Raw genomic sequence first — 22,613 nt, 5'->3', positions numbered from 1 at the left:
TCAACGACGACAGAAAAAGGACCGCGCGATGGCGCTGATGGACAGCAAGGTCGAAGCCGGCAAGCCGCCGGCCGCAAGCATCCGGCAGTATCTCGCCATCCTGCGGCTCGATCACAGCACCAAGCACATCTTCATCGTTCCCGGGATTGTCCTCGCCTGGCTGTTGCGCGGCCCGAGAGGCGAGCATATTGCAAGCGCGATCGTCCTCGGCCTCGTGGCCGCGATCTGCATCGCGTCGGCCAATTATGTGATCAATGAATGGTTCGACCGCGACTTCGACCGGCATCACCCGACCAAGTCGCAGCGCTCCGCGGTGCAGAGCGCGATGGACGGCAAGATCATCGGAATCGAGTGGCTGCTGCTGGTCGCACTCGGTCTCGTCTGCGCATCTGCGAGCAGCCGCCTGATGCTGTTCGCAACCGGCATCTTCGCCTTGCAGGGCATCGTCTACAATGTCCCGCCGCTCCGCAGCAAGGACAAGGCCTATTTCGACGTCATCTCGGAATCCGTCAACAATCCGCTGCGGCTGTTGATCGGCTGGGCGATGATCGACCCGACCTCGCTGCCGCCGGGCTCGGTGATCCTGTGCTACTGGTTTGGCGGCGCGTTCCTGATGGCGGCCAAGCGGCTGTCCGAATATCGCGAGATTGCCGCGTCCCATGGCAGGGAGCTGCTGGCGCGCTACCGCGCGAGCTTCGGGCACTATACCGAGGTGTCGCTGACGGCCTCGTGCCTCAGCTATTCGCTGTTCTCGGTGTTCTTCCTCTCGGTGTTCCTGGTGAAGTACCGCATCGAGTATGTCCTTGCGATGCCGCTGGTGGTGATGCTGTTCACCACCTACTTCTCGATGTCGACGTCGCCGGGCTCGTCGGCGCAGAAACCCGAGAAGCTCTATGGCGAGCGCGGCCTGATGCTGCTCGTGCTGGCGCTGGTCGCCGTCTTCCTGGTGGCAAGCCTTGTTGACATGCCGTTCCTCTCGCGGCTGGCCGAACAGCACTACATCACATTGAACTGAGGCCCCCGCGGCTTGATCGTTATTTGAGCATGATCTTGTCGGAAAACCGCTTCGCACTTTTCCGGATCATGCTCTACCGCCGGCGCGGATGCGCCTTCTGATGCCAGGCCCAGGCCGTGCGAATGATGTAGCCGAGATCGGACCGGCTGGCCTTGAAGCCGAGGCCGCGCTCCGACCTGGAAGGATCGGCCACCAGGATCGGCGGATCGCCGGCCCGGCGCTCGCGCACCACGCTCGGCACCGCTTCACCGGTCTCGGCGCGGATCGCATCGAGCACCTGGCGCACCGAATAGCCGGTGCCGGTGCCGAGATTGAACACGCCGCCGGCGTCGCCACTCAGCAGCAGCTCGAGCGCCGCGATATGGGCGCTCGCGAGGTCATCGACATGGATGTAGTCGCGCACCGCGGTGCCATCAGGCGTGTCATAGTCTTCGCCGAAGATGGCAAAGTCCGGCACGTGCCCCAGCAGCGCCATCAGCGCGCGCGGAATCAAATGCGTCTCGGGATCGCGGAGTTCGCCGATGGTGACGGAGGCGTCGGCGCCGCATGCGTTGAAATAGCGCAGACAGACCGAGTTGAACCGATAGGCCGCGCGGTAGTCGGCCAGGATCTGCTCGATCATGAATTTGGAGCGGCCGTAGGGATTGACGGTCGGACCTGCGGCACTCTCGGGAATTGGATCGCGTCCGGCGTTGCCGTAGACCGCGCCGGTGCTGGAAAACACCAGGCGGTCGCAGCCCGCCTCCCGCATGCCGCGCAGCAGGCCGAGCGTGCCGGCAATGTTGTTGGTGAAATACTTCTGCGGATCCGCCACGGACTCGCCGACCGCGCTGAACGCAGCGAAGTGCATCACGGCGAGCGCATTGTAGTCGCGGACGGTGGCGGCGATCCTGTCGTGGTCGGCGACGTCGCCGATCACAAGCGGTCCCCATCGCACGAAATCACGGTGACCGGTGGACAAATTGTCGTAGACGACCGGCAGAAACCCGGCCTCGGCAACCGCCTTGGCGCAATGGGATCCGATGTATCCCGCGCCGCCCGTGATCAGGATCGAACCCCTGCTCGCCATTTAAAAGTGTCGTCCCTGCGCGAACCAATCCCGCGCCTCAACCGGCGCAGTGATCGCATCGGTACGACATTCCGTCCGAGGCGGCAAAATGACGATGGGAATAGCGTTAAGACCGAACGGATTTGCAGCCGAAGCGACGGCTAGCGCGACCCCAGCGGCACGTTGGTCCGTTGACCGACCGGCGGCGCGTGCCGCGACGCTCTGCCATAGGGGTAAGCCGGTGTTGCCGGCGGGACCGGCTGGGTCGCCTGCGGCCGCGATGTCGGAACGCCGCCGCCCGGTCCATCGATCGAATAGCGCGTTGTGCCCTGCGTGGTCTGCCCGGTGCCCTGTGCAAGCACCGGCGTGGCTAGAGCGACGACCAGCGCCGCTGTTGTGACAAGGCCGGCCAGCTTCATGTCGATGCCTCGATGGGTTGGATCAGGATCAACCGTTGATGCCTCCAATCGTTCCGGCAATGTCGCCGCGACGCGCTGGCGATCGTCTCCGATGCAAAAAATGGCGCGGCGAAATGTCTCGCCGCGCCATTTTCGATCGATGGGGCTCGTTCAGAACTTCAGGCGCCGGCCTGCGCAACGGCGGCCCAGTGGTCGGGGTTCGCCGGGGTCTGCATCCTGACCCAACGATAACGCGCCTGCGACCAGCTGCGGATCTGCGCATTCAGATTGTCGAGCACGATGTCTCCACCCTTGGCGCGGACCACCAGCACGAGATGATGCTCGCCGGAGGAGGTCACAACCTCGCTCAGCAGAAGGTCGCGCATCGGCCAGCCGCGCGCCAGGAGCTCGTGGCGCTTGCTGACCGCGTAGTCGTTGCAATCGCCGCGCGCCGGATTGATCAACCATTCCTCGCCGGCAAGGCCGCGTTCGTTGCGCTGTGGCACGATGCTGCGATTGACCGAAGCGTTGACCTCGATCAGGTCGGCGATGCGTTGCTTGGTCAGCCGTGTGGCGCCGCCGCGGAACACCATCCGGGCGCGGGCTTTCGGCTTGCACTCGTCGGCATAGCGCATGCAGAACATGGTGTAGGCCATCGGCGCCAGCGTCGGCTCGCTGAAGCGGATCTTCTCGATCACGCCGCGCAGCGGCAGCGGGAAGCCGACCATTCCAGCCTGGGTGTTCTGTGCGCTTGTCCCGAGCGCAAGGACGGCCAGAACCAGGGCCATCACTCTCTTGACGTTGTACATTCTTCACTCCCCACAGTGACGGGAAGCATGTACGGGAAATGTCTTGAGCTTGGGCTCAAGCGCGCGGTGGCATTTGTTTCAAATGCGAGGGTGCGCGCGAGCAGTCCGTTAACCAAGCCTGCGGGGCGCCGCCGTCAGGTCAAGGGCCGGTTGCGGCCCGAAATCTTTCGTTCCCATGCCGGCATGGTTGGCCTGTCGTGAAGCCGCCGGCGCGCTCTGTTAAATCGCCACCCGCTGCCTGGGCGCGATCCCGCACCAGCTCATCACGAGATCGGCGAGCATCTTGATCTCGAGATCCGCGGGCGTCCCGCCGGCGAAATCGGCGACCGATTGCCCCAAGGCGACGGCGCGCACATAGGCCGAGCGACTGCCTATCATCGGCCCGATCTCCTCGTCGAGCGTATCGAGCTCCTCGATCAGCTGCTGGCCTTCGAGCGTGCGCTGGTCGACGCGGTTCGGCACGATCATGGCACGGAGCGCCGTTCGCCGCGTGGCGCGCACTTCCCGCACGATGTCGAGCGTCCGCGCGGTGGCCTCGATGTCAAGCCCGGACGGCGTGCATGGCATCAGCACGATATTGGCGACCGCGAGCACGGCGCCCAGCACCCGATCGTTCGGCGCGGAGTCCACCACGATGATCTGATGCGGAATCTGGCGCATCAGCCTGGCCCATTCGGCGACCGGCCGGGTTTCCGGATCAAGCTGGTAGACGGGGAACGACAGATTGCCGGGCTCGGCCCAGTGACACGCGGACGCCTGCGAGTCGGCGTCGACCAGTCCCACCACGCCCGTGCGCCGATCCAGTTCTGCGGCGAGCAAGACCGCAAGGGTCGTCTTTCCGACTCCGCCCTTGCGCTGGGCAACCGAGATGACAAGCGGCATCGCAAACTCCTGGCGTTATCCCCCGTACGTGCGCGGGAGGACACCTTCATCAACGAGCGTCAGCATCCGGGGCAGACAGACCCGCTTTGCGTCGTAATTGTCCCGCACGAAGCTGCGCGCCTTCATCCGCATCTTCTTGAAGGCCTTGGGCCGTGACAGCACCGACAGTACCTGATCCGACAGCGCATCAATATCAAAAAACGGCACCAGCAGGCCGTTGCCGTCCGAGATGATATCGCGAAGCGGGGCGGTGTCGGATGCCACCACCGCACATCCCGCGCTCATCGCCTCCAGCAGCGACCAGGACAGCACGAAGGGATAGGTCAGATAGACGTGCACCGAGGAAATCTGCAGCAGCTCGAGATACGGTTCCCGAGGAATCCGGCCGAGGAAATGCACCCGGCGCAGGTCGATATCCGACTTGATCTCGTCCAGGAACATCGACTTCCAGCTCGAACCCTTGGGCGGGTTCGCCCCGTAGGATGTCCCGCTGCCGCCGACGATCACAACCTGCGCATTCGGCCGCGCGGCGAGGATCCTCGGCAGGGACCGCATGAAGATATGGAATCCGCGCACCGGCTCGAGGTTGCGCGAGACGTAGGTGATCACTTCGTCGTCCGCCGACAGCGTCGCACCGTTCGGAAGCTGAAACCGCGCGACGGGATTGGGCTTCACCTCGTCGGTGTCGACGCCCTCGTGGATCACCTCGATCTTGCTCTGAAACTCGGCGGGAAAGGTCGACCTCTGCCATGGCGTCGGCGAGACGCCCGTATCGCATTCCGTGAGCGCCAGCAGCGTGGTCGCATTCTTCAGATGGAGTGCGACATTGCCATCGAGGCCCGTCATGGGAAACTCGGGATCGAAGCCGACGTCCCTGCCCTCGGCACCGTAGTAGAATTCGCAATAGAGGATGATCCGCGCGCGCGGAAACATCGTGCGCAGCGGCAGCGTCTCGCCCCAACCGGGATGCGCGAAGATCAGGTCGGGCACGAAGCCCTGCCCCGACAGCGATGACAGCGCGTACAGAACCTCTTCGGCACGCCGCGATTCGACATCGAAGCGCCGGGCAAACGGATGGACGACCGCGGAATCCGTCTTGGTCGTCGAATATTTGAGCAGCCGGATATCCGGCGTCGTGCTGGCGGTCGACGAACCGACGGCAACGACCCTGTTGCCGGGCTGCTCTGCGAGCGCGCGCGCAATGTGGCGGTACTGGGCCGGAAAGTTATTGTGGACGAACAGGACGTTCATTGGCGGGCGAGCGCGCCCCCCGGCCGCGCGGTCTTCGATTGGGGTCAGGGTCTGCATCATCACCGGCGGTATGTCATCGATTGGCGAGTAAAACTATCTTACCGGATTAACATTAAGCCCCCTTCTATCACACAGATTTTTGGGGCACACTGCGGGAGACTTATCAATCATTCCGTTAGGCTCGCAGGCGACAATGAACGAACAGATTCAGCAGAAAACCATTGATCTGGCACGGGGTCTCTTCCTGGTTCGGTACAATGGCGCAGATGATAAGGTGTCACCTCCGGTGGTGCGCGTATACGCGGATCGCGCCAGCCTTAACAATTGTAATATCATTACCGGACCGGACGTGGTCAATGGAACCCTGTTCGCGCCCGAGACCGCGCTGGTCGTGTCGGTCGCCCGGCCGAGCCGCCTGATCGTCGAGGTCACGGCAGGGCGCGTCGGCGGATCGACCGCCGCCAATATCAAGATCGAGCCGCTGACCCAGGGACAGGCGGCTGAGCAGCAGCCGGCCAGCCAGCCATTCGACATGTTCGAGCCGGAGGCCGGCCCCGGCGAGTTGAGCGACCTCAAGCTGCTCGCGCATGTCGCGGGCCTGGGCGACGTGACCGTCGGCTCGAATGTCTGGATTGCCGGACCGTCCGCGCCGGCCCGGATCGAGGGAATTTCCCTCGAATGGCCCAACAAGCCGCGGGATCTCCAGCTGCAATATGCCGTCAAGTTCGCCAGGCCGCAGCGCGGCGACAACCAGTTCGTTCCTCTCGGAACTTTTGCCGGAACCCGGGGACGCGCATTGGCCATCACGGGGTTCTCGCTGGAAGCCTCGGGTCCCGGCGCGGATCGCTACGCCATCGCGGCTGAAACCATCTTCCTGGGGGCTCCGACCCTGCGGGTCACCGGGAACCGGATTGTGGTGTCGGGTCCTTCCGGACGGGAACCGCTGGTGGGCCTCAAGCTCAATCTCGAGGAGCGCCGGGTGCAGGCAGCCCCGCTCGCGCCCCAGCAGCCGCGGCGCGTCGAACCCGCCACTCCAATGCCGCACCAGGACGGACCCCGCCTCGAGGGACGGGTGCGCGTGTTCCGGAGCCGGCAGGGCGCCGTCAAGACGGCAGGCTGACCATGCGGGCAGATAAGGGCGCCACTTGACCGCCGACGCGCGCAGGATCGCCTTTACGTCCAAAACGCTCCACCACGTCGATCTCGAGCGGGCCGCTGTCGGGGCGCTCGAGGCGCGTGATTTCCGCCTGGCGTTCGCGCTCGCCGACCGCCGCTGCCGGATCCTGCCGCATCCGGGCGCCCGCGCCCATCTGCTGCGCGCGGAAGCGCTGTTTCATCTCGATCTCAGGGATGCGGCCATCGCCGGCGTGGCGAGGGCGCTCGAGCTCGAGCCGGACGATCTGGTCGCTGCCCGGCGAATGATGGCTTGGGGCGACGACCTTCAGCAGATCGAGGCGGCGCGAAGCGTCACGCGGCGTGATGACGATCCGGATTCGGTCAGGAGCGCCCTCCTTCTGCTCGAACAGAGCGGCCAGGACAGCTGCGCCCGCATCGACTTTCTCGATGAAGAGGTGAAGGGATGGGTGACGTGGCGCGGGCCGGACGACCCGCACCTTTCGCTGGCGCAGGCGGATCAATCCAGCACGATCCAGCTTCCCGCCGATCCACGCCACAGATTCGCGCGTGACGGGCGACAGGCTGCGAGCTTCCGTCTGATCCGGCCCGCATCCGCGACCTCGCAGCGCCTGCAGATCACGCAGGCGGACCGGGTGATCGCAAGTGTTCAACTCCCGGCCAACCGCGTTCCGGATCATCGGACCGTACCACGCCGGCCGGCTCGCCTTCGAAACGGCGAACCTCCTCCGCTCACCATCATCATCCCGGTATACCGGGATCTGGCCGCAACGCGAGCCTGCATCGACAGCGCGTTGAATGCGCTCGCCTGCACGCCGGGCTCGACCATCATCGTCGTGGATGATGCGTCGCCCGAGCCCGACATCAAGCGCCTGCTCAATGAGCTCGCCGCCGAATTCCGCATCAGGCTCCTGACCAACGAGCACAATCTTGGCTTTGTCGGCGCGGTCAACCGGGCGCTCGGCGAGACCGGCGCCGGCGACGTCGTGCTGCTGAACTCGGACACGATCGTGCCGAAATACGCGCTGCAACGCCTGCGCAGCGCCGTGCAATCGACGCCGAGGGTGGGCACGGCGACCCCGCTGTCGAACAACGGCGAATACACCAGCTTTCCAATCCCGAACCGGTCAAATCCCCTGCCCGCGGTCGGCGAAATCGAATTGCTGGATGAACTTGCAGGCAGGGCAAATTCCGGGATTGCGATCGACATCCCCAACGGCATCGGGTTCTGCCTCTACATTACCCGCGAATGCCTCGACGCCGTGTGCGAGCTCTCCGACGACTTCTATCGCGGCTATCTCGAAGACGTCGACTTCTGCCTGCGCGCAGCGGAGGCCGGCTTCCGCAACGTGTGCATTCCTTCGGTTTTCGTCGGGCACGAGGGCTCGCGCTCGTTTCTGGGCGAGAAGCGTTCGCTCGTGATGCGAAATCTTCGCGTTCTCGAACACCGTTACCGGCGCTATGCGACGGACTGCGCCGCATTCCTGCTTGCCGATCCACTCCGCGATTGCCGCGCCGCGCTTGAGCTCAAGCTGCTCACGAACCAGCAGGTCGCCGCCGGCCCATCCGTCATCCTCTGCGGCTCGTTCGCCGGCCGCGCAATTGCCATCAGGCGCTGCCGGCAGTTGGCGGCAGAGGATCAGCACGGTGTGATCGTGCAGATCCGCTCCGAGGGACAACGCCAGCTGGCTGCGATGTTCGATCCGGATGGCGGAGCGCCGCAGTCGATCGTACTCGACGTTGCGACGCCTGAGGGCCGCGAAGCTCTTCTGAAGTCTCTCGCCGATCTCGGAATCCGATCGCTCGAGATCGCAGAGCCGAACCGCATTCCCGGCGCATGTCTGGCGCAGCTCACGCAACACTTTGCCTACGACCTCCTGATCACCGACACCGCGCTTGCAACGCGCGCGGCGGTTGGATCAGGCGTTCATCCGGACTGGGCAAGCCTGGTCGCCGGGGCGCGGCGCGTGACTGCGATCGATGACCACGGCGCGGCCTTTTCGGAAGGGGTTCTCGGCCTGCAAGCCGTGAGGCTGAGCGACCCGCCCGCGCCGCCGGCGCTGTATCCCGCCGTGAGCGGCCCCGCGCGTCTCGGCCTGCTGGTCCTGCACGCCAACGCCGCGGAATTTCGCTTCATACGAGCGTTGAGCGATCAACTGGCCGACGCCGACGAAGACGTCGAGATCATCGTGCTGGGAAGTACCCTCGACGATCTCAAGCTGATGCAGCGCACGAATGTCATCGTCACCGGCGATATTGTCGTCGACGACGTCGCCACGCTCATCGAAGGTCACGGCATCACGAAATTGGTTCTCGACATCGGCGAACCATCGTTTGGCCATCCGTTGGTGGACGCGCTGCTGGCAACCGGCCTGCCGATCGCCGCGACGGAATGGAGCTCGACGCCTCCGGGGCGCGGCCGAAGCACGGACCTGCAGCTGCAGCCAGGCTTTGATGCCGATGCAACGATTGCTGCCGTACGCGACTGGGCGGTCGATGACGTCCTGCTACAACCCGATCGGAGGAGCGGTCGACACCGGCGGCAGGTTGGCACGCGGCTTCCATGATCGCGGCGGCCATGCAAGCGAGGAGAACGGCGTCGAATCCAGCCCCAGCAGTGGGCTGTAATAGGGATCGTCGAGCAGCACCTCGCCCCATTTCGCGCGCAGGATCGACAGCTCGCGCCTGAAGCGTGCCCTGCGATCCGGCGCGGAATCGCGACCGCGGCTTGCCGACTCCAGATGAACGAGTTTCGCGTCCGGCGTGAACACGATCCGCTTTCCGAGCTGGCGCAGCTTCAGGCACAAATCGATATCGTTGAAGCTGATCGGAAAGCGGATCTCGTCCATGCCGCCGACGGCCACGAAATCGCGCTTGCGCATCAGGAGGCACGCCCCCGTCACCGCCGAACATTCGTGCGCCACCTGAAGCAAATCGCCATAGCCGGGATCACCATCCATCCGGTCGTTGAAGGCGTGCGCGGCCGAGAAATTGGCTCCCAGCACCACTCCGCCGTGCTGCACGACGCTGCTCGGCCAGAGCAGCTTTGCACCGACGGCTCCGACGTCGGGAGCCGCGAGCCGCCACAGCATCTCCGCCAACCAACTGTCGTCGAGCGCCTCGACGTCATTGTTGAGAAAGCAGATGTTCTCCGTATCGACGCAAGCGACGGCGGCGTTGTTGATGAATGCGAAGTTGAAGGGCCCCTCGACCGAGATCACGTCGATTTCCTGCGCGGACAGACTGTCCAGATAGTCCAGCGTTTCCGGCTCGGTCGAGCTGTTGTCGACGACAAGGATCCGGGCGTTCGTCTCATTTGCCGCCGGCATGACCGTCTCGATGCATCGCTTGAGCAGCTCGGCGCGATTTCTGGTCGGGATGATGATGGTGGTGCGCTCGCTCCAATCGACGGCGCGCTTGACCTGAACGGCCGGAAGAAGACCCGCTTTCCGAGGCTCGACATTGGCCTCGATGCCGGCTCTGGCAAAATACGCCTTGCTCGCGGCGACCAGTTCGGAGGTAGCGGCCGATGCATCAATCCGCGGCAATGCCGCAACCGATCCCGGAAGATGATAGGTTCGATCCGGCTCCGCGCAGCAAAGGAAGATGTCGTAGAGCGACGTCGCCGATAGCAGCGCTTCCACGGCAGGCTCCCGACGCACCGCAAAACAATACGCCCCATAGCCCTGCTCGAGCGCGCGTTCGAGATCGAATGCGGAGAACGCCAGCGGCCAGACAGCGCCGGCGCCTGCAGCAACTTCGACGTCGCCATAGACCATATCGCAGCCGGGTTCGGACGCGAAGAGATCGGCGAAGCGCTGCAAGGCGTCTTCCGCGAGGATCGTTCCGCTCAGACAAAACACAAAGAACGCACTGCCGGCGGCATCGCCGTCGACAAACTCGCGCGCTGCCATGGGATCGAATTGACTGAACGCTCGCGCCGGCAGGGACACCGCCGACCAGGCGGAGTGCCGTTGGGCTTCGAGGCTTTCGATGCTCTCGTCCACCCTGACATCGCCGATCAGGACGACTGCCGCCTCGGATGCAACGTCAGACTGTTCAGATTGTGTCGTCGGCGAGAAGCGCTCTTTCCAGCCGCGATAGGCGTGAAACGGCATCGAGGCCGGCAACACCCGGTCGAACAGCTCTCCACGAAGCCGCTCGCTATCCCAGCGCCCGAGATCCGCGAGCGTTTGCTCCAATCCGCGATCGAAAGCGACAAAGGAAATCGGCTCCGAGATCAGACTCCGTCCCGAAATCGTCCGCGCGGATAGTCCGCGCATGCGACCGTCCGCAAAATGCTCGGGCAGATGAAAATCGATCCGGCGGCCGACGCCGAACTCGCCGCCCCGCGCAACGTTGGTCCACCCGGTCGGCTTCACGGTCATCACCGGGCGTTGCGCGATCAGGATTTCGATGTCCTCGTCGATGTCCTGAGCAAGCCAGCCTTCGAAGCGCAGACCTCCGACCCACTCGATATCGCCGATCCGGTGCCATCGCGCTTCCGGCGCAGCGACATCGCAGCGAATCGGAGCACCGACGGGAGTGCCGATATTTGCCAACCTTGCCTCAATGATCCCAGCGTTCGCGCTGACCTGATCCTGCACGTTGAACGTAAAGCCAAATCGAGCGTCGCCGATCCCGGCGTCGGCAAGCTCTGTTACGAACTCGTCACACAATGATGACATGTATGGCTCGCCGTCGACGAGCAGGTCGACAGTGTAACGCCGGCCGAGATCGGCGCGATCATAGACAAACCCGGAAAACGTCGTGCGATCGGATCTGGAGAACCGCGTTTGCAACGACGCGTATTCAGCTCCTGAGGGCTTCTGCTTGCTAATCGTCTTCATGCTCATGTCCACCCTCAAACGGCAGCTCGAATGTCGGTCGATTTCAAGTTGAGAATGTGTCCATGGTGCGCCCGAGGTGACTAGCGGGCGCTCAGCTGCACTGGGGCGATCACCGTTTGCACAAAAAGCCGCCGACCTCCAACACAAACTATGCGTTATAAAACTTGGCGTTGTCGGCGCCAATTGTGCTAGTGCTAACTCCTCCTCTCCACACTGATCGACGAGCGGATTCATGAAGATTGCAATGGTTGGAACGGGATATGTAGGTCTCGTGTCCGGAGCGTGTTTTGCCGATTTCGGCCATCAGGTCGTTTGCGTCGACAAGGACGCCGGCAAGATCGAAGCCCTGAAGCGCGGCAAGATCCCGATCTACGAAACTGACCTCGATAAGCTCGTCGACACCAACGCCGCGGCCGGACGGCTGACCTTCACGACGGAGCTCGCGGGCGCCGTCGCGGACGCCGATGCCGTGTTCATCGCTGTCGGAACGCCCTCGCGGCGCGGCGACGGCCATGCGGACCTGAGCTACGTCTATGCTGCTGCCAAGGAGATCGGCGCGGCGCTCAAGAAGTTCACCGTGGTGGTGACCAAGTCGACCGTGCCCGTGGGCACCGGCGACGAGGTTGAACGCCTGATCCGCGAAACCAATCCCGACGCCGATTTCGCCGTTGCGTCGAACCCCGAATTCCTCCGCGAAGGCGCCGCAATCCAGGATTTCCGCCATCCCGACCGCATCGTCGTCGGCACCGAGGACGACCGGGCCAAGAGGGTGATGGGCGAAGTCTATCGTCCGCTCTATCTGAACCAGGCGCCGATCCTCTATACCGCGCGACGCACGGCGGAATTGATCAAATACGCCGCGAATGCCTTCCTTGCCACCAAGATCACCTTCATCAACGAGATCGCCGATCTCTCCGAGAGGGTCGGGGCGAACGTGCAGGAGGTCGCGCGCGGCATCGGGCTCGACAACCGGATTGGAACCAAGTTCCTGCATGCCGGCGCCGGCTATGGCGGCTCCTGCTTCCCGAAGGACACCCGTGCGCTGTTCAAGACCGCGCTCGACCACGACGTCCAGCTGAAAATCGTCGAGGCCACGCTGACCGCGAACGACAACCGCAAGCGCGCGATGGCGCGCAAGGTCGCCAACGTGCTCGGCGGCGAGCTGCGCGGCAAGACCATCGGCGTGCTCGGCCTGACCTTCAAGCCCGACACGGACGACATGCGCGAGGCGCCCTCGATCCCGCTGATCAACGGCCTGATCGACTTCGGCGCCAAGGTTCGTGCCTACGATCCCATTGGCATGGAGCAGGCGCGCAAGGAATTGCCTGAGATCGAGTACTGCAAGGATGCCTATGAATGCGCGCGCCAGGCCGATGCGCTGGTGATCGTGACCGAGTGGCGCCAGTTCCGCGCGCTCGATCTCAAGCGCATCAAGCAGGAGATGAAGCATCCGGTCGTCGTCGACCTGCGCAACATCTACCGTCCGGACGAGATGGCCGCGCACGGCTTCACCTACGACAGCATCGGTCGGCCGCGCTGAGCGCTCGCGCCCGGCGACGATAGCCGCCGGCCGGTTCAATCCTTGAGCCTTGGTTCTGATCAAATCAGAACCAAGGCTCTTTTCTTGTCTGACGCGTTTTCTTCACGCGCACCGGCATCCGCTTCCGAAGCGGCCCTAAGCGTGGGCGGGCGCGCCGAGCTGGACAAACGCATCCAGTTCGCGCGCCAGCGCTTCCTGCCAGGTCGGCATCGCCACGCCGAACTGCGCCTTCAGCCGCGACAGATCCAGCCGCGAATTGCCCGGACGCATCGCCTTGGTCGGGAATTCGGCCGCTGCGATCGGAGCGATGTTCTCGACCGCCAGCGTGACCCCGCGGGACCTCAGCCCGCCGACAATGGCGGTTGCGAAGCCATGCCAGCTGGTTTCGCCGGCGCAAACGAGATTGACGACACCTCCCCGGCGCACGAGCTGATCGTGCAACGTGGTGAGGTTCGGCAGGACGATGCCGGCGACCGCACCGGCGATCGCTGATGCCGTGGTCGGCGCACCGATCTGATCGGCCACGATCCGCAGCTCCTTACGCTCGCCGGCGAGCCGCGCGATGGTGCGCAGGAAATTCGTGCCCTTTGCGGCATAAACCCATGAGGTGCGCGCGATCAGATGCGCCCCGCCCGCCGCCTGGATCGCGACATCACCGGCAAGCTTGCTGGCGCCGTAGACCGACAGCGGTTCGGTCGGGCTGTCCTCGCGCCACGGCCTGTCGCCAGAACCATTGAAGACGTAGTCCGTGGAGAAATGCACCAGCGGCACGCCGTTCGTTGCAGCCCATTTGGCGATCGCTTCAGGTCCCTTCGCGTTGACCAGGAACGCCAGCTCACGCTCGTCCTCGGCGCGATCGACGGCGGTATAGGCCGCCGGATTGATGATGAGATCGGGCTTCAGACTCTCAAGCTGGCTCGTCAGCATCTCCGGCTTCGACAGATCGAACTCCGCGGTGGGCGGCGCGATGATCGTGCCGTGGCTCTCCAGCAAAGGCTTGAGCGCACTGCCAACCTGGCCGCGTGTTCCCGTCAACAAGATCCGCATCAGATTTGTCCATAGGTCGGAAGGTTGCTGGCGTCGGCGAGGAGCGGCGCGTCCGCATCCTTGGCCGACAGCTGTGGCTTGTCGACGCCCCACTTGATCCCGATCGCGGGATCATTCCACCGGATCGAGAGCTCGTCCTTGGGACTGTAGAAGTCATCGCATTTGTAGAAGAAGTCGGCGGTCTCCGAGAGCACCACGAAGCCGTGGGCGAAGCCGCGCGGCACCCATAATTGCCGGCGGTTCTCCTCGCTCAATTCGACCGCGACATGCTTGCCGAAATTCGGACTGCCGACGCGCACGTCGACGGCAACGTCCAGCACCTTGCCGCGCAGCACAGAGACGAGTTTGCCCTGGGTGACCGGGTTTTGCAGATGCAGCCCGCGCAGCACGCCATAGGCCGACCGGGACATGTTGTCCTGCACGAACGGACGCGTGATGCCGTGCTCGACATAACGCGGAGCCTGGTAGGTCTCGAGGAAGAAGCCGCGCTGGTCGCCGAACAGCTTCGGCTCGACGATCAGAACTTCAGGAAGCTCGGTCTTGATGACGTTCATCTAACATTTGTTCCAGTTTGACGCGCTTGAAATGTTAATTTCCTTCTCATAACAAACTTGTGCAGCGCACGCTATATGTTATGTTCTGATAGTCAAATTGTGAGGGACCATGAAAGGCATTATCCTTGCCGGTGGCACCGGCTCGCGCCTCTATCCGGTGACGACAGTCGTCTCCAAGCAACTGCTGCCCGTGTTCGACAAGCCGATGATCTACTATCCGCTGTCGACGCTGATGCTGGGCGGAATCCGCGATATCCTGATCATTTCCACGCCGCAGGACAAGCCGCTGTTCCAGCGCTTGCTTGGCGATGGCAGCGAGATGGGTGTCCGGTTCGCCTATGCCACGCAGGAGACCCCGCGGGGTCTTGCCGACGCCTTCATCGTCGGACGCGACTTCATCGGTGATGACTCCGTTGCCCTTGTGTTAGGGGATAACATTTTCTATGGCCACGGCCTGCCGAGCATGCTGTCGTCCGCCTCGATCCGCAAGAAAGGCGCCACCGTGTTCGGCTATGTCGTGAACGCGCCTGAACAGTACGGCGTGATCGAGCTGGACGGCACCGGCCGGGCGCTCTCGATCGAGGAGAAGCCGAAGCGGCCGAAATCCAACGTCGCGGTCACCGGCCTCTACTTCTACGACAATGATGTGGTCGACATCGCGGCCGGCATCAGGCCATCCCCGCGCGGCGAGATCGAGATCACCGACGTCAACAAGGCCTATCTCGAACGCGGCGACCTCTATGTCGAGGTGCTCGGCCGCGGCTTTGCCTGGCTCGACACCGGCACCCATTCCTCGCTGGTCGAGGCCAGCCATTTCGTCCAGATCCTGGAGCAGCGCCAGGGCCTGCGCATCGCCTGCCCCGAGGAGATCGCGCTGCGCCAGGGCTACATCTCGCTCGAGGCGTTCGCGAGGGTCGCACAGAAGACCGCCAAGAGCAGCTACGGCGAGTACCTGCTGTCGGTCTACCGCTCATTCCACGGCGAGCCGCGCGCGGCGGAGGTATTCAAACATGCGGTTTAAGGGATCGACGATCTTCGTCACCGGCGGCGCCGGCTTCATCGGCTCCGCCGTGGTCCGCCACCTGCTGCGCGACACCCACGCCCGCGTCGTCAACATCGACAAGCTGACCTATGCGGCAAACCTGGCCTCGCTGCCCCGTGCCGCCGAAAGCCTGAATTACACCTTCGAGAAGGCCTGCATCTGCGAGGCGCAGAACCTGCGCCGGCTGTTCGAGAAATATCAGCCCGATGCTGTGATGAACCTTGCCGCGGAAAGCCATGTCGACCGCTCGATCGACGGCCCCGGCGAATTCATCCAGACCAACATCGTCGGCACCTTCACGATCCTGCAGGAGACGCTGCGCCACTGGCGTTCGCTCTCGCCCGAGAAGCGCGACCGGTTCCGCTTCCTGCATATCTCGACCGACGAGGTGTTCGGTTCGCTCGGCGACGAAGGGCTGTTCACCGAGACCACGGCATATGCGCCGAACTCGCCCTATTCGGCCAGCAAGGCATCGTCCGATCACCTGGTGCGGGCCTGGCGCGAGACCTACGAGCTGCCGACCCTGGTGACCAACTGCTCCAACAATTACGGCCCCTATCACTTCCCCGAAAAGCTGATCCCGCACATGATCATCAAGGGGCTCGCCGGCGAGCCACTGCCGGTCTATGGCGACGGCAAGAACATCCGCGACTGGCTGTTCGTCGAGGATCACGCCAAGGCGCTGACGCTGGTGCTGGAGCGCGGCGAGGTCGGCGAGACCTACAATGTCGGCGGCCGCAACGAGCGCACCAACCTGCACGTGGTCGAGAGCATCTGCGACCTGCTCGACGAGGTCGTGCCGGCCGCGGCAGGCCCGCGCCGCCAGCTGATCAATTTCGTCGCCGACCGGCCCGGCCACGACCGCCGCTATGCCATCGACGCCACCAAGCTCGAAACCGAGCTCGGCTGGCGCGCCGAGGAGAATTTCGAGACCGGCATCGCCAAGACCGTGCGCTGGTATGTCGACGAGCAACCCTGGTGGCGCGCCATCCTGGAGGGCGGCTACAAGGTGGAGCGCGTCGGCTTGAACCAGTAGTCGCCGATCTTTCCAATCACCGGCGTGGATGGCCAACAGGACGTCGAGAAGCGCGATGACGACTCAACCAGATATCATCGCTGCTTGAAAAGCCGCGACCGCCTTCCGACGGTGGATTGGCAGCCACCCGCCAGACAACAACTCGAGAAACCACGGAATCCCGTCATGAACATCGCAATGGACGGTCAGGAACTGACACTGTTCAAAAGTTTCGTGGACCTCTCGACGCGGTATCTGGAATTTGGCTCGGGAGGAAGCACTTGGCTGGCCTGTCAAACCAAGAAGGAGTGGGTCATTTCCATTGATTCCTCCGCGGAATGGCTCGCCAACGTTGCCGACGCCACGGGCGACGCGAGCACCAAGCCTTTGCTGCTGCACGTCGATATCGGCAAGCTGCGCGAGTGGGGTTATCCCGTGGAAAAGGACAAGGAGCGCTCGTGGCCCGAGTATCACGAACGTGTCTGGGAGCGTCCGGAAAGCAAGACCGCCGACCTGTATTTCGTTGACGGCCGGTTTCGCGTGGCTTGCTTCGTACAGTGCGTGCTTCACGCCGCACCGGGAGCCTTCATCGCAATTCACGACTTCGAGAATCGTCCCCACTACCATTCGGTGCGGACGGTCGCTCGCGAAATCGCGCGCGCCAACAACATGTCGATCTTCCAAAGGCCGGCAGAGATTGATCTCGTCGCCGCACAGCAGTTGCTTGCGAAATACCGGCTGGAACCGCTGTAGCCGATCGCTGCGGCCAGAGTAGCCGATCGCGGCGATCAAGAATCACTTCAAGCACACGATCGGGCGCGCCGCCTGGCGCGCCCTCCTCCAGCGAGGACATCGCTGTTCCCTTGAATTCAGCCCTGAATCAGTTTCTTCAGCTCCGGAAGAAACCTCTGGATCGTGGCGTCTTCGACATCGTTGCGATCGCGCAACGTGAAGAATTCCATTGCGCGGATCTTTTCAGGATCTCCATCGCCGAGCGGCCTGCCCCGCTCACGCTTCTTCAGCAATTGCTGCCGCGACTTCGTGTAGTAGTGATTGATCACGAGCTTGTTCCGCTTCGGAGCAGTGCAGCGCCCGCCGATCGGGAAGACAGGCGTGCCGTCCTCGTGAACGTAGCAACCCAAGACAAGCGATTGATGGGGATGCAGATAGGACACGATGGTGTCAGGCCGCACGATTGACTTCATGATGAAATGATCCGGGAAATCGTCCGGAGCACGACGCGTGAAAGATTCGATGCACAGACCGGCCGGCCTCGCGTCGTGACCGTTCGACCCGAAGTTCAACCAATGCACCGCCACCGCCGGCGCCGGCCCGAGCTCGGTCAAGACGTCCTTGATGTTGCCGGCCTGCGTCGGAAACAGATACTCATCGGCATCGATGAAGGCGCACCATTCGGCACAATTGCGGTAGCTGTCGATCGCATGCGAGAACGCGCGCATCTGGCCGAATTCCCCTTCCACGAAATGATAGGTGATCATTTCGGGCCACGGGAAGGACTCGATCACGGCACGAGTATCATCAGTGCTGCCGTTGTCGTAGAGGTAGAAGTGATCAACGCCGACCAGTTTGTGGAAGTGTAGCCATTCCAGCAGATCGTCGCCTTCGTTCTTGATGGCGCACACCACCGCCAAGCCGTGCTTCTTGCGATCGACCCCGGCGTAGAGCTTCTTGGCCTCCATCACGCGCAGGAGGCCGGCAAACTCTCGCCGCAGATTTTCACTTTTCGGGGCCGCAATGAGCGCGGCAAGATAGACATCCTGCGCTTCATGGGCGGACCCCATATTGAGGGCCGCGATTGCCAGGCGATGCAACACCCGCGAGTCGGATGGCATCTGCTTGACGAGGTCGAGAAGGATTCCACGCGCTCCGGCGAAATCGCATGCCTGCACAAGCGCCGCCGCCTTTGCAAACTGGAATTCCTTGTAATCACCGAATTGCTGCTCCAACTGCTTGACCGATTGGATCAGCTCGTCGGGCTTCGGATTTGCGATCCGCCCGGAAAAGAAATCTCTAAGCCTTGTCTCGATCTCACTTGCTGGAAGCGTATCGAGATTCACGCCTGAGCTGAAACTAGACAATGCTGGAATTTCCATGTCCAACCTGAGCCGCTCCACGAGATCAACAAGCTATTAACATTGGTTCGCACCACGAATTCCCTATTAGCGCACATATCCTACAAGAATAAGGCTATAACACGCAGTGCTCACAATTAACTCTTGTAAGGTTATTTCGAGGAAAATCAATACAATAGAGCAAGGGGCTCGACGTCATTTGCACGAAAACCGCGTCACCGGACCGGAACGATCGGAGATCGCCGATGGACGACGGGAATGAAGCAGTCCGCCAGTCGTTCGGGCTTACAAGAACGATGCTTTTGACATCGTTATCCGCAAGCCTCCCGCCCGGCGCGTTCAGCTTTTTGAGTTCCAGCACCCTGCGGCGGCTGCGGCACGCTCCAGACCTCTCGTCGGCGCAATTCGATCGGACGCCAGGCTCCCAGCCGACGAAGCGACGAAGCAATCGCTCGGTCTCCATCCCAATCAAGGCCCCGTTCCGATTGTGTCGGAACGGACAAGACTAGCCTTGCATTGCTCGATCAGCGCCAGCGAACCGGCCGGGTCCGATCGTTCGACTCCACCGTCCGGTGTTCTACATGATAGGGCGCGTAGATCTGCTTCACCCAATAGTTGAAGTTCGGGTGCAGCTTCACGAAGTCATAGAATGAATCGCCGAAATTCGACGGACTGAGGCAGGTCTTGTTCTGAGGCCGTGACGCGATTGCATTCAGGCAATACGACATCATGCAAGCCTTTGTCTCGCTCTCTGCCACCTTGCTCAGACTTCGGAAACTGTTGGTTGAATGAAGTCGGTACAGATAGCGGTCGGTTTCGAGATAGGTCGGCTCGACCTTGGTTACCGCGCGCAACGCAAAGTCCCAGTCATGGCAGTATTTGAGATCGGCAAGCCAACCCACCTGCCGCAGCAGTTCACGGCTGAAGACAAAGTTTCCGGTCGATGCCGCGATCTGAGAATCCAGAAATGTCCATGACAACGGCGCACCTGCGATCTGGGCCCGATCGATCGCATAGCGCAGGCGCGTTGGAAACTGGAAGTTGCTGATCGACTTTCCATGTTCGTCGATTGGCTCAACCGCCGAGAAGCCGAAGAACAGCCGATCATTGGCATGCTTATCCGCGAACAGCCGAACCCGATCCTTGGAAAAGGCATCGTCCGAATTCAAAAGGAAAATCATGTCGCCGTTCGTCAGCGATAATGCCCTGTTCCAGGTGTAGTGGGCGCCAAGATTTTGAGGGTTCTTGAGCAGCTTGCAGGAAACAAAGCGCTTTCCGAACGACCTCTTCTTGAGGACCCTCTGCGCGACTTCAAAACTCTTGTCCGGCGAATTGTCGTCTACGATGACGAGCTCGATGTCGGCAAACGTCTGTTGATAGACAGTCTCAAGGCATTCCTCAAGATACTGCTCATGCTTGTAGCACGCGATGACAACACTTGCGAGCATCGGTGGCGACCTCAACGTCTCACGATGATCGAGTGGCGAGACCGCACGAGTGCACTAGTCCCGTCGCCGACCTCCAGAACCGCAAGTTGATATTCACCATCCGGCAAATCTCGAATCGAGAAGGACAGCTGGAAACCGAAATAGCAGTCCTTGCTCTCGGCCTTCATATACTCCTTCACGTCCACGCGCTCGTGCCAATCTACGATCAGGCAATAGCCGCCGTTTGCTGCGCCATCCGGAGTAAGCCCCGACAGGACCAGGAATCCCGTTCTCTGTCGGCTGGCCTCAAAGGCGTTGCCCGCGCAAATCCATCCCCGCACCAATATCTCATAGCGCGGATCGACAATCACCCGTTCGCCGGTTTGAGAATTGATGTTCTCGATCACCAGCAACGAACCTGCCGGATTACCGGACGCGCCTTCTGCCTCCACTGGCGTGCCGCTTCTTACGCGCTGCACCCCCGAATGGGTGAGGCCCGACCGGTGCAGGCTTGCGAGCACTTCGACATGCGTCGAGGCTTCTTTTACCGCCCACTCAAGCTCCTGCCTACTCAGGCAATCCAGCAAATCCGGGCTATTTCGAATCTGGGCCGAAATGGGCTCAGCCGAAGCGACCCTTCGCACGACCTCGAGAAACGCCCGTCCATGGCGCGAATCCGGCTCGAGATGCGCACCTTCCGCCCACTCGTTCCAGGAATTGATAAACACCAATGATTCGGAAAAGCTGTTGCCCTTGGCACGCAGGGTTGCATCGCGAAGCCAAACCTCAAACGCTTCCGGACTGGACCTGGTAAAGACGTGACCGCGCGGCCCCTTGCGAGGCGTATTGTCCCAACGCGGCATCACCGCAGGAAAGAACGGAAAGTCGTAGATCTTGCCGATCGACGATCGCATGGCGTCGACATAGTCGTACACCTTTCCAGCGAAGGTCGGCGGTGCATCGACTTCGGTCGGCGGCACCTCCCTTGTCGAGACCGTGTGCGGAGGAAACTCGATTGCCGCGTCGCAATTGACGTCGCGCGGATCGAACTCTCCGAACGTCATCGCATTGCAAATGAGAAGCTCGCCGATTCCGAGTTCTCTGGCTCGCTCGCGCCAAATCTCGAACAAGCGCTGCTTGTCCGGCAACAATGACGGCCTGTAGATGACGATGACCTTTCGACCGTCGACAGTTATGTAGCGCTCATCGAGCAGCAGGTCGGCCATGTCGTCGATAAAGCGGACATCGTCGTCCAGGGAGTGGTTTTGTCCCAACAGAAGCTCAGCGTCCGAGCCGTCCCACCGACGAGACCAATTCTCGTTTGCCCAGCAAATGCAGAAAGGCAGGTTCGGCTCGCCGTCCTCGAGCAGCAGCTGAAGCGGCTTTTCCAATAACCTTCGGCCCTGGAACCAATAGACGTAGTAGCAAAATCCATCGATGCCGTACTGGCGCGCCAGCTCGCCCTGCTGACGACGCGTTTCCGGCAGCCGGACGTCATAGAATCCAAGATCGGCCGGCAACCATGGGGACTCGTGTGCCGGAAACTGGGCACGCATGCGCGCGACGTTGGTCCACTCGGTAAACCCTGGCCCCCACCACCTGTCATTTTCATCAAATGAATGGAATTGCGGGAGGTAGAAGCAAATGTAGCGCACCTCCTTGGGAGGCGCGTCCGCCAGTCCAGCAACGATCCTGTTGTTGCTCGGAAACAACAGGTCGTCGTAGTCCGCGGTCGAGAACCCCAGCGCGACGATCAATTCGCCTGGCGTATAGTTCTCGAACAGGGGTATTTCGTAGTACTCGCCATCATTCAGGCTGATACGCAGATAGATCTGCGCACGCTTAGGCTCCACAAGCGCGTTTCTCAGGGCGCGCGCCAAGCGACGGCGCACTCCCGGCGCGGATAGATCGATACGAAATCCGGGACGTCCGATCACGCTCCGCGGACCTACGCGGGCCGGCATAGATCGGCCTGTCCGTCCCTCCTCGACACAGTGGGAACCGACAAAAAGTGCGATCGAAACGGTTGAAGCGGGCGACTGGGCATCGACAATCCAACCCGAAATCCCACGCCCCGAATACTCCAGTATCGCGCCGCGCAGACGCGATCCTGACTGGAGATCGCCTACGTCGGGATCCAGGAACAGGCTCTGCGGATGGTCGTCCTGCTGAACCGGACTGGCAACGGGCAACATATCCTTTGTATCCCTGACGCTCCGTTCGACCATCTTGTTCATTGCCACTCAATCTCCTGCCAACGCTCAGCGCCGGGTCCAGTTTCTCTTTCCCGGTCGCGCGGAAGTTCGATCCCGAGATCACGCTGCCTGACATGCCCGGATCGTGACCTCTTGATCCTTATCGATCACACAACCAGAGGTACAATGAACATTTCTTCCGCGAACGCAACATTAGCGCAATCTCTCTGTCGTCGATGTGAAAACCATTGTTAGTTCTGCCTAGATTGTCACGCGGACTTGCCCGCTTCCGTGCCTTCGCGCTCAAAAACAA

The 22,613-nt window shown here is 62.1% G+C and carries 18 protein-coding genes; 7 read left to right on the top strand and 11 right to left on the bottom strand.

The features are described 5' to 3' along the window. Positions 1–28: 28 nt before the first annotated feature. Positions 29–1,015: a UbiA family prenyltransferase gene (locus ACVIHF_RS08170; protein WP_253609488.1), complete on the top strand. Its 987-nt coding sequence runs from the start codon at positions 29–31 to the stop codon at positions 1,013–1,015. A 73-nt stretch (positions 1,016–1,088) separates the two neighbouring features. Here ACVIHF_RS08170 and galE read toward each other — a convergent pair whose 3' ends face one another. The 5 genes from galE to ACVIHF_RS08145 all read right to left on the bottom strand — a co-directional run bounded on the left by galE (position 1,089) and on the right by ACVIHF_RS08145 (position 5,403). Further along, positions 1,089–2,084: a UDP-glucose 4-epimerase GalE gene (gene galE, locus ACVIHF_RS08165; protein ID WP_253609489.1), complete on the bottom strand. Its 996-nt coding sequence runs from the start codon at positions 2,082–2,084 to the stop codon at positions 1,089–1,091. 140 nt (positions 2,085–2,224) lie between these two features. Beyond that, positions 2,225–2,482 carry a hypothetical protein gene (locus ACVIHF_RS08160; RefSeq protein WP_253609490.1) on the bottom strand — a complete coding sequence of 86 codons (258 nt, stop codon included), beginning with the start codon at positions 2,480–2,482 and terminating at the stop codon, positions 2,225–2,227. Positions 2,483–2,640: 158 nt separating this feature from the next. Then, positions 2,641–3,270 (bottom strand): transglutaminase-like cysteine peptidase, encoded by a 630-nt coding sequence (locus ACVIHF_RS08155; RefSeq protein ID WP_253609491.1) that lies wholly within the window; start codon positions 3,268–3,270, stop codon positions 2,641–2,643. A gap of 219 nt (positions 3,271–3,489) precedes the next feature. Next, a complete protein-coding gene (locus tag ACVIHF_RS08150; RefSeq protein WP_016841664.1) occupies positions 3,490–4,152 on the bottom strand; it encodes a ParA family protein in 663 nt (220 codons plus the stop codon). A gap of 15 nt (positions 4,153–4,167) precedes the next feature. After that, the gene (locus ACVIHF_RS08145; RefSeq protein ID WP_057020241.1) at positions 4,168–5,403 is read right to left on the bottom strand and encodes a glycosyltransferase family 4 protein; all 1,236 of its coding nucleotides are present in this window, start codon (positions 5,401–5,403) and stop codon (positions 4,168–4,170) included. Between the two features lie 193 nt (positions 5,404–5,596). On the opposite strand from ACVIHF_RS08145, the gene ACVIHF_RS08140 reads away from it, so the two are divergent. Both ACVIHF_RS08140 and ACVIHF_RS08135 read left to right on the top strand, forming a co-directional pair. Then, a complete protein-coding gene (locus ACVIHF_RS08140) occupies positions 5,597–6,523 on the top strand; it encodes a hypothetical protein (protein WP_225641897.1) in 927 nt (308 codons plus the stop codon). A gap of 298 nt (positions 6,524–6,821) precedes the next feature. Further along, positions 6,822–9,104: a glycosyltransferase family 2 protein gene (locus tag ACVIHF_RS08135; RefSeq protein WP_309145200.1), complete on the top strand. Its 2,283-nt coding sequence runs from the start codon at positions 6,822–6,824 to the stop codon at positions 9,102–9,104. On the opposite strand, the gene ACVIHF_RS08130 is transcribed toward ACVIHF_RS08135, so the two are convergent. Beyond that, entirely contained in the window at positions 9,045–11,387 is a 2,343-nt protein-coding gene (locus ACVIHF_RS08130) for a glycosyltransferase family 2 protein (RefSeq protein ID WP_253609492.1), read from the bottom strand. The genes ACVIHF_RS08135 and ACVIHF_RS08130 overlap by 60 nt on opposite strands. Before the next feature lie 232 nt (positions 11,388–11,619). On the opposite strand from ACVIHF_RS08130, the gene ACVIHF_RS08125 reads away from it, so the two are divergent. Beyond that, positions 11,620–12,927, top strand: a complete 1,308-nt coding sequence (locus ACVIHF_RS08125; RefSeq protein WP_057020237.1) for a UDP-glucose dehydrogenase family protein — start codon at positions 11,620–11,622, stop codon at positions 12,925–12,927. Between the two features lie 135 nt (positions 12,928–13,062). On the opposite strand, the gene rfbD is transcribed toward ACVIHF_RS08125, so the two are convergent. Together rfbD and rfbC are read right to left on the bottom strand one after the other, a co-directional pair. Then, positions 13,063–13,974: a dTDP-4-dehydrorhamnose reductase gene (gene rfbD / locus ACVIHF_RS08120; protein ID WP_253609493.1), complete on the bottom strand. Its 912-nt coding sequence runs from the start codon at positions 13,972–13,974 to the stop codon at positions 13,063–13,065. Next, positions 13,974–14,528 carry a dTDP-4-dehydrorhamnose 3,5-epimerase gene (gene rfbC / locus ACVIHF_RS08115; protein WP_225641889.1) on the bottom strand — a complete coding sequence of 185 codons (555 nt, stop codon included), beginning with the start codon at positions 14,526–14,528 and terminating at the stop codon, positions 13,974–13,976. The genes rfbD and rfbC overlap by 1 nt, the downstream gene beginning before the upstream one ends. A 109-nt stretch (positions 14,529–14,637) precedes the next feature. Here rfbC and rfbA point away from each other — a divergent pair, with 109 nt between their 5' ends. The 3 genes from rfbA to ACVIHF_RS08100 all read left to right on the top strand — a co-directional run bounded on the left by rfbA (position 14,638) and on the right by ACVIHF_RS08100 (position 17,338). Next, on the top strand, positions 14,638–15,549 hold the full coding sequence (gene rfbA, locus ACVIHF_RS08110) for a glucose-1-phosphate thymidylyltransferase RfbA (protein ID WP_018270712.1): 912 nt from the start codon (positions 14,638–14,640) through the stop codon (positions 15,547–15,549). Then, a complete protein-coding gene (rfbB, locus tag ACVIHF_RS08105; RefSeq protein ID WP_057020236.1) occupies positions 15,539–16,606 on the top strand; it encodes a dTDP-glucose 4,6-dehydratase in 1,068 nt (355 codons plus the stop codon). The genes rfbA and rfbB overlap by 11 nt, the downstream gene beginning before the upstream one ends. A gap of 165 nt (positions 16,607–16,771) precedes the next feature. Beyond that, positions 16,772–17,338, top strand: coding sequence for a hypothetical protein (locus tag ACVIHF_RS08100; RefSeq protein ID WP_225161215.1), 567 nt, complete (start codon positions 16,772–16,774; stop codon positions 17,336–17,338). Between the two features lie 116 nt (positions 17,339–17,454). Here ACVIHF_RS08100 and ACVIHF_RS08095 read toward each other — a convergent pair whose 3' ends face one another. From ACVIHF_RS08095 to ACVIHF_RS08085, 3 genes are all read right to left on the bottom strand, one after another. Next, positions 17,455–18,699, bottom strand: a complete 1,245-nt coding sequence (locus tag ACVIHF_RS08095) for a glycosyltransferase family 92 protein (RefSeq protein ID WP_253610061.1) — start codon at positions 18,697–18,699, stop codon at positions 17,455–17,457. 503 nt (positions 18,700–19,202) lie between these two features. Next, positions 19,203–20,126: a glycosyltransferase family 2 protein gene (locus ACVIHF_RS08090; RefSeq protein ID WP_168856486.1), complete on the bottom strand. Its 924-nt coding sequence runs from the start codon at positions 20,124–20,126 to the stop codon at positions 19,203–19,205. Between the two features lie 11 nt (positions 20,127–20,137). Then, the gene (locus tag ACVIHF_RS08085; RefSeq protein WP_168856485.1) at positions 20,138–22,342 is read right to left on the bottom strand and encodes a glycosyltransferase WbsX family protein; all 2,205 of its coding nucleotides are present in this window, start codon (positions 22,340–22,342) and stop codon (positions 20,138–20,140) included. Positions 22,343–22,613: the final 271 nt, after the last annotated feature.

The sequence above is a fragment of the Bradyrhizobium sp. USDA 4506 genome (assembly GCF_054058795.1).
The sequence above is the reverse complement of the archived record's forward strand: the minus strand, read 5'-3'. Positions and strand labels throughout refer to the sequence as shown.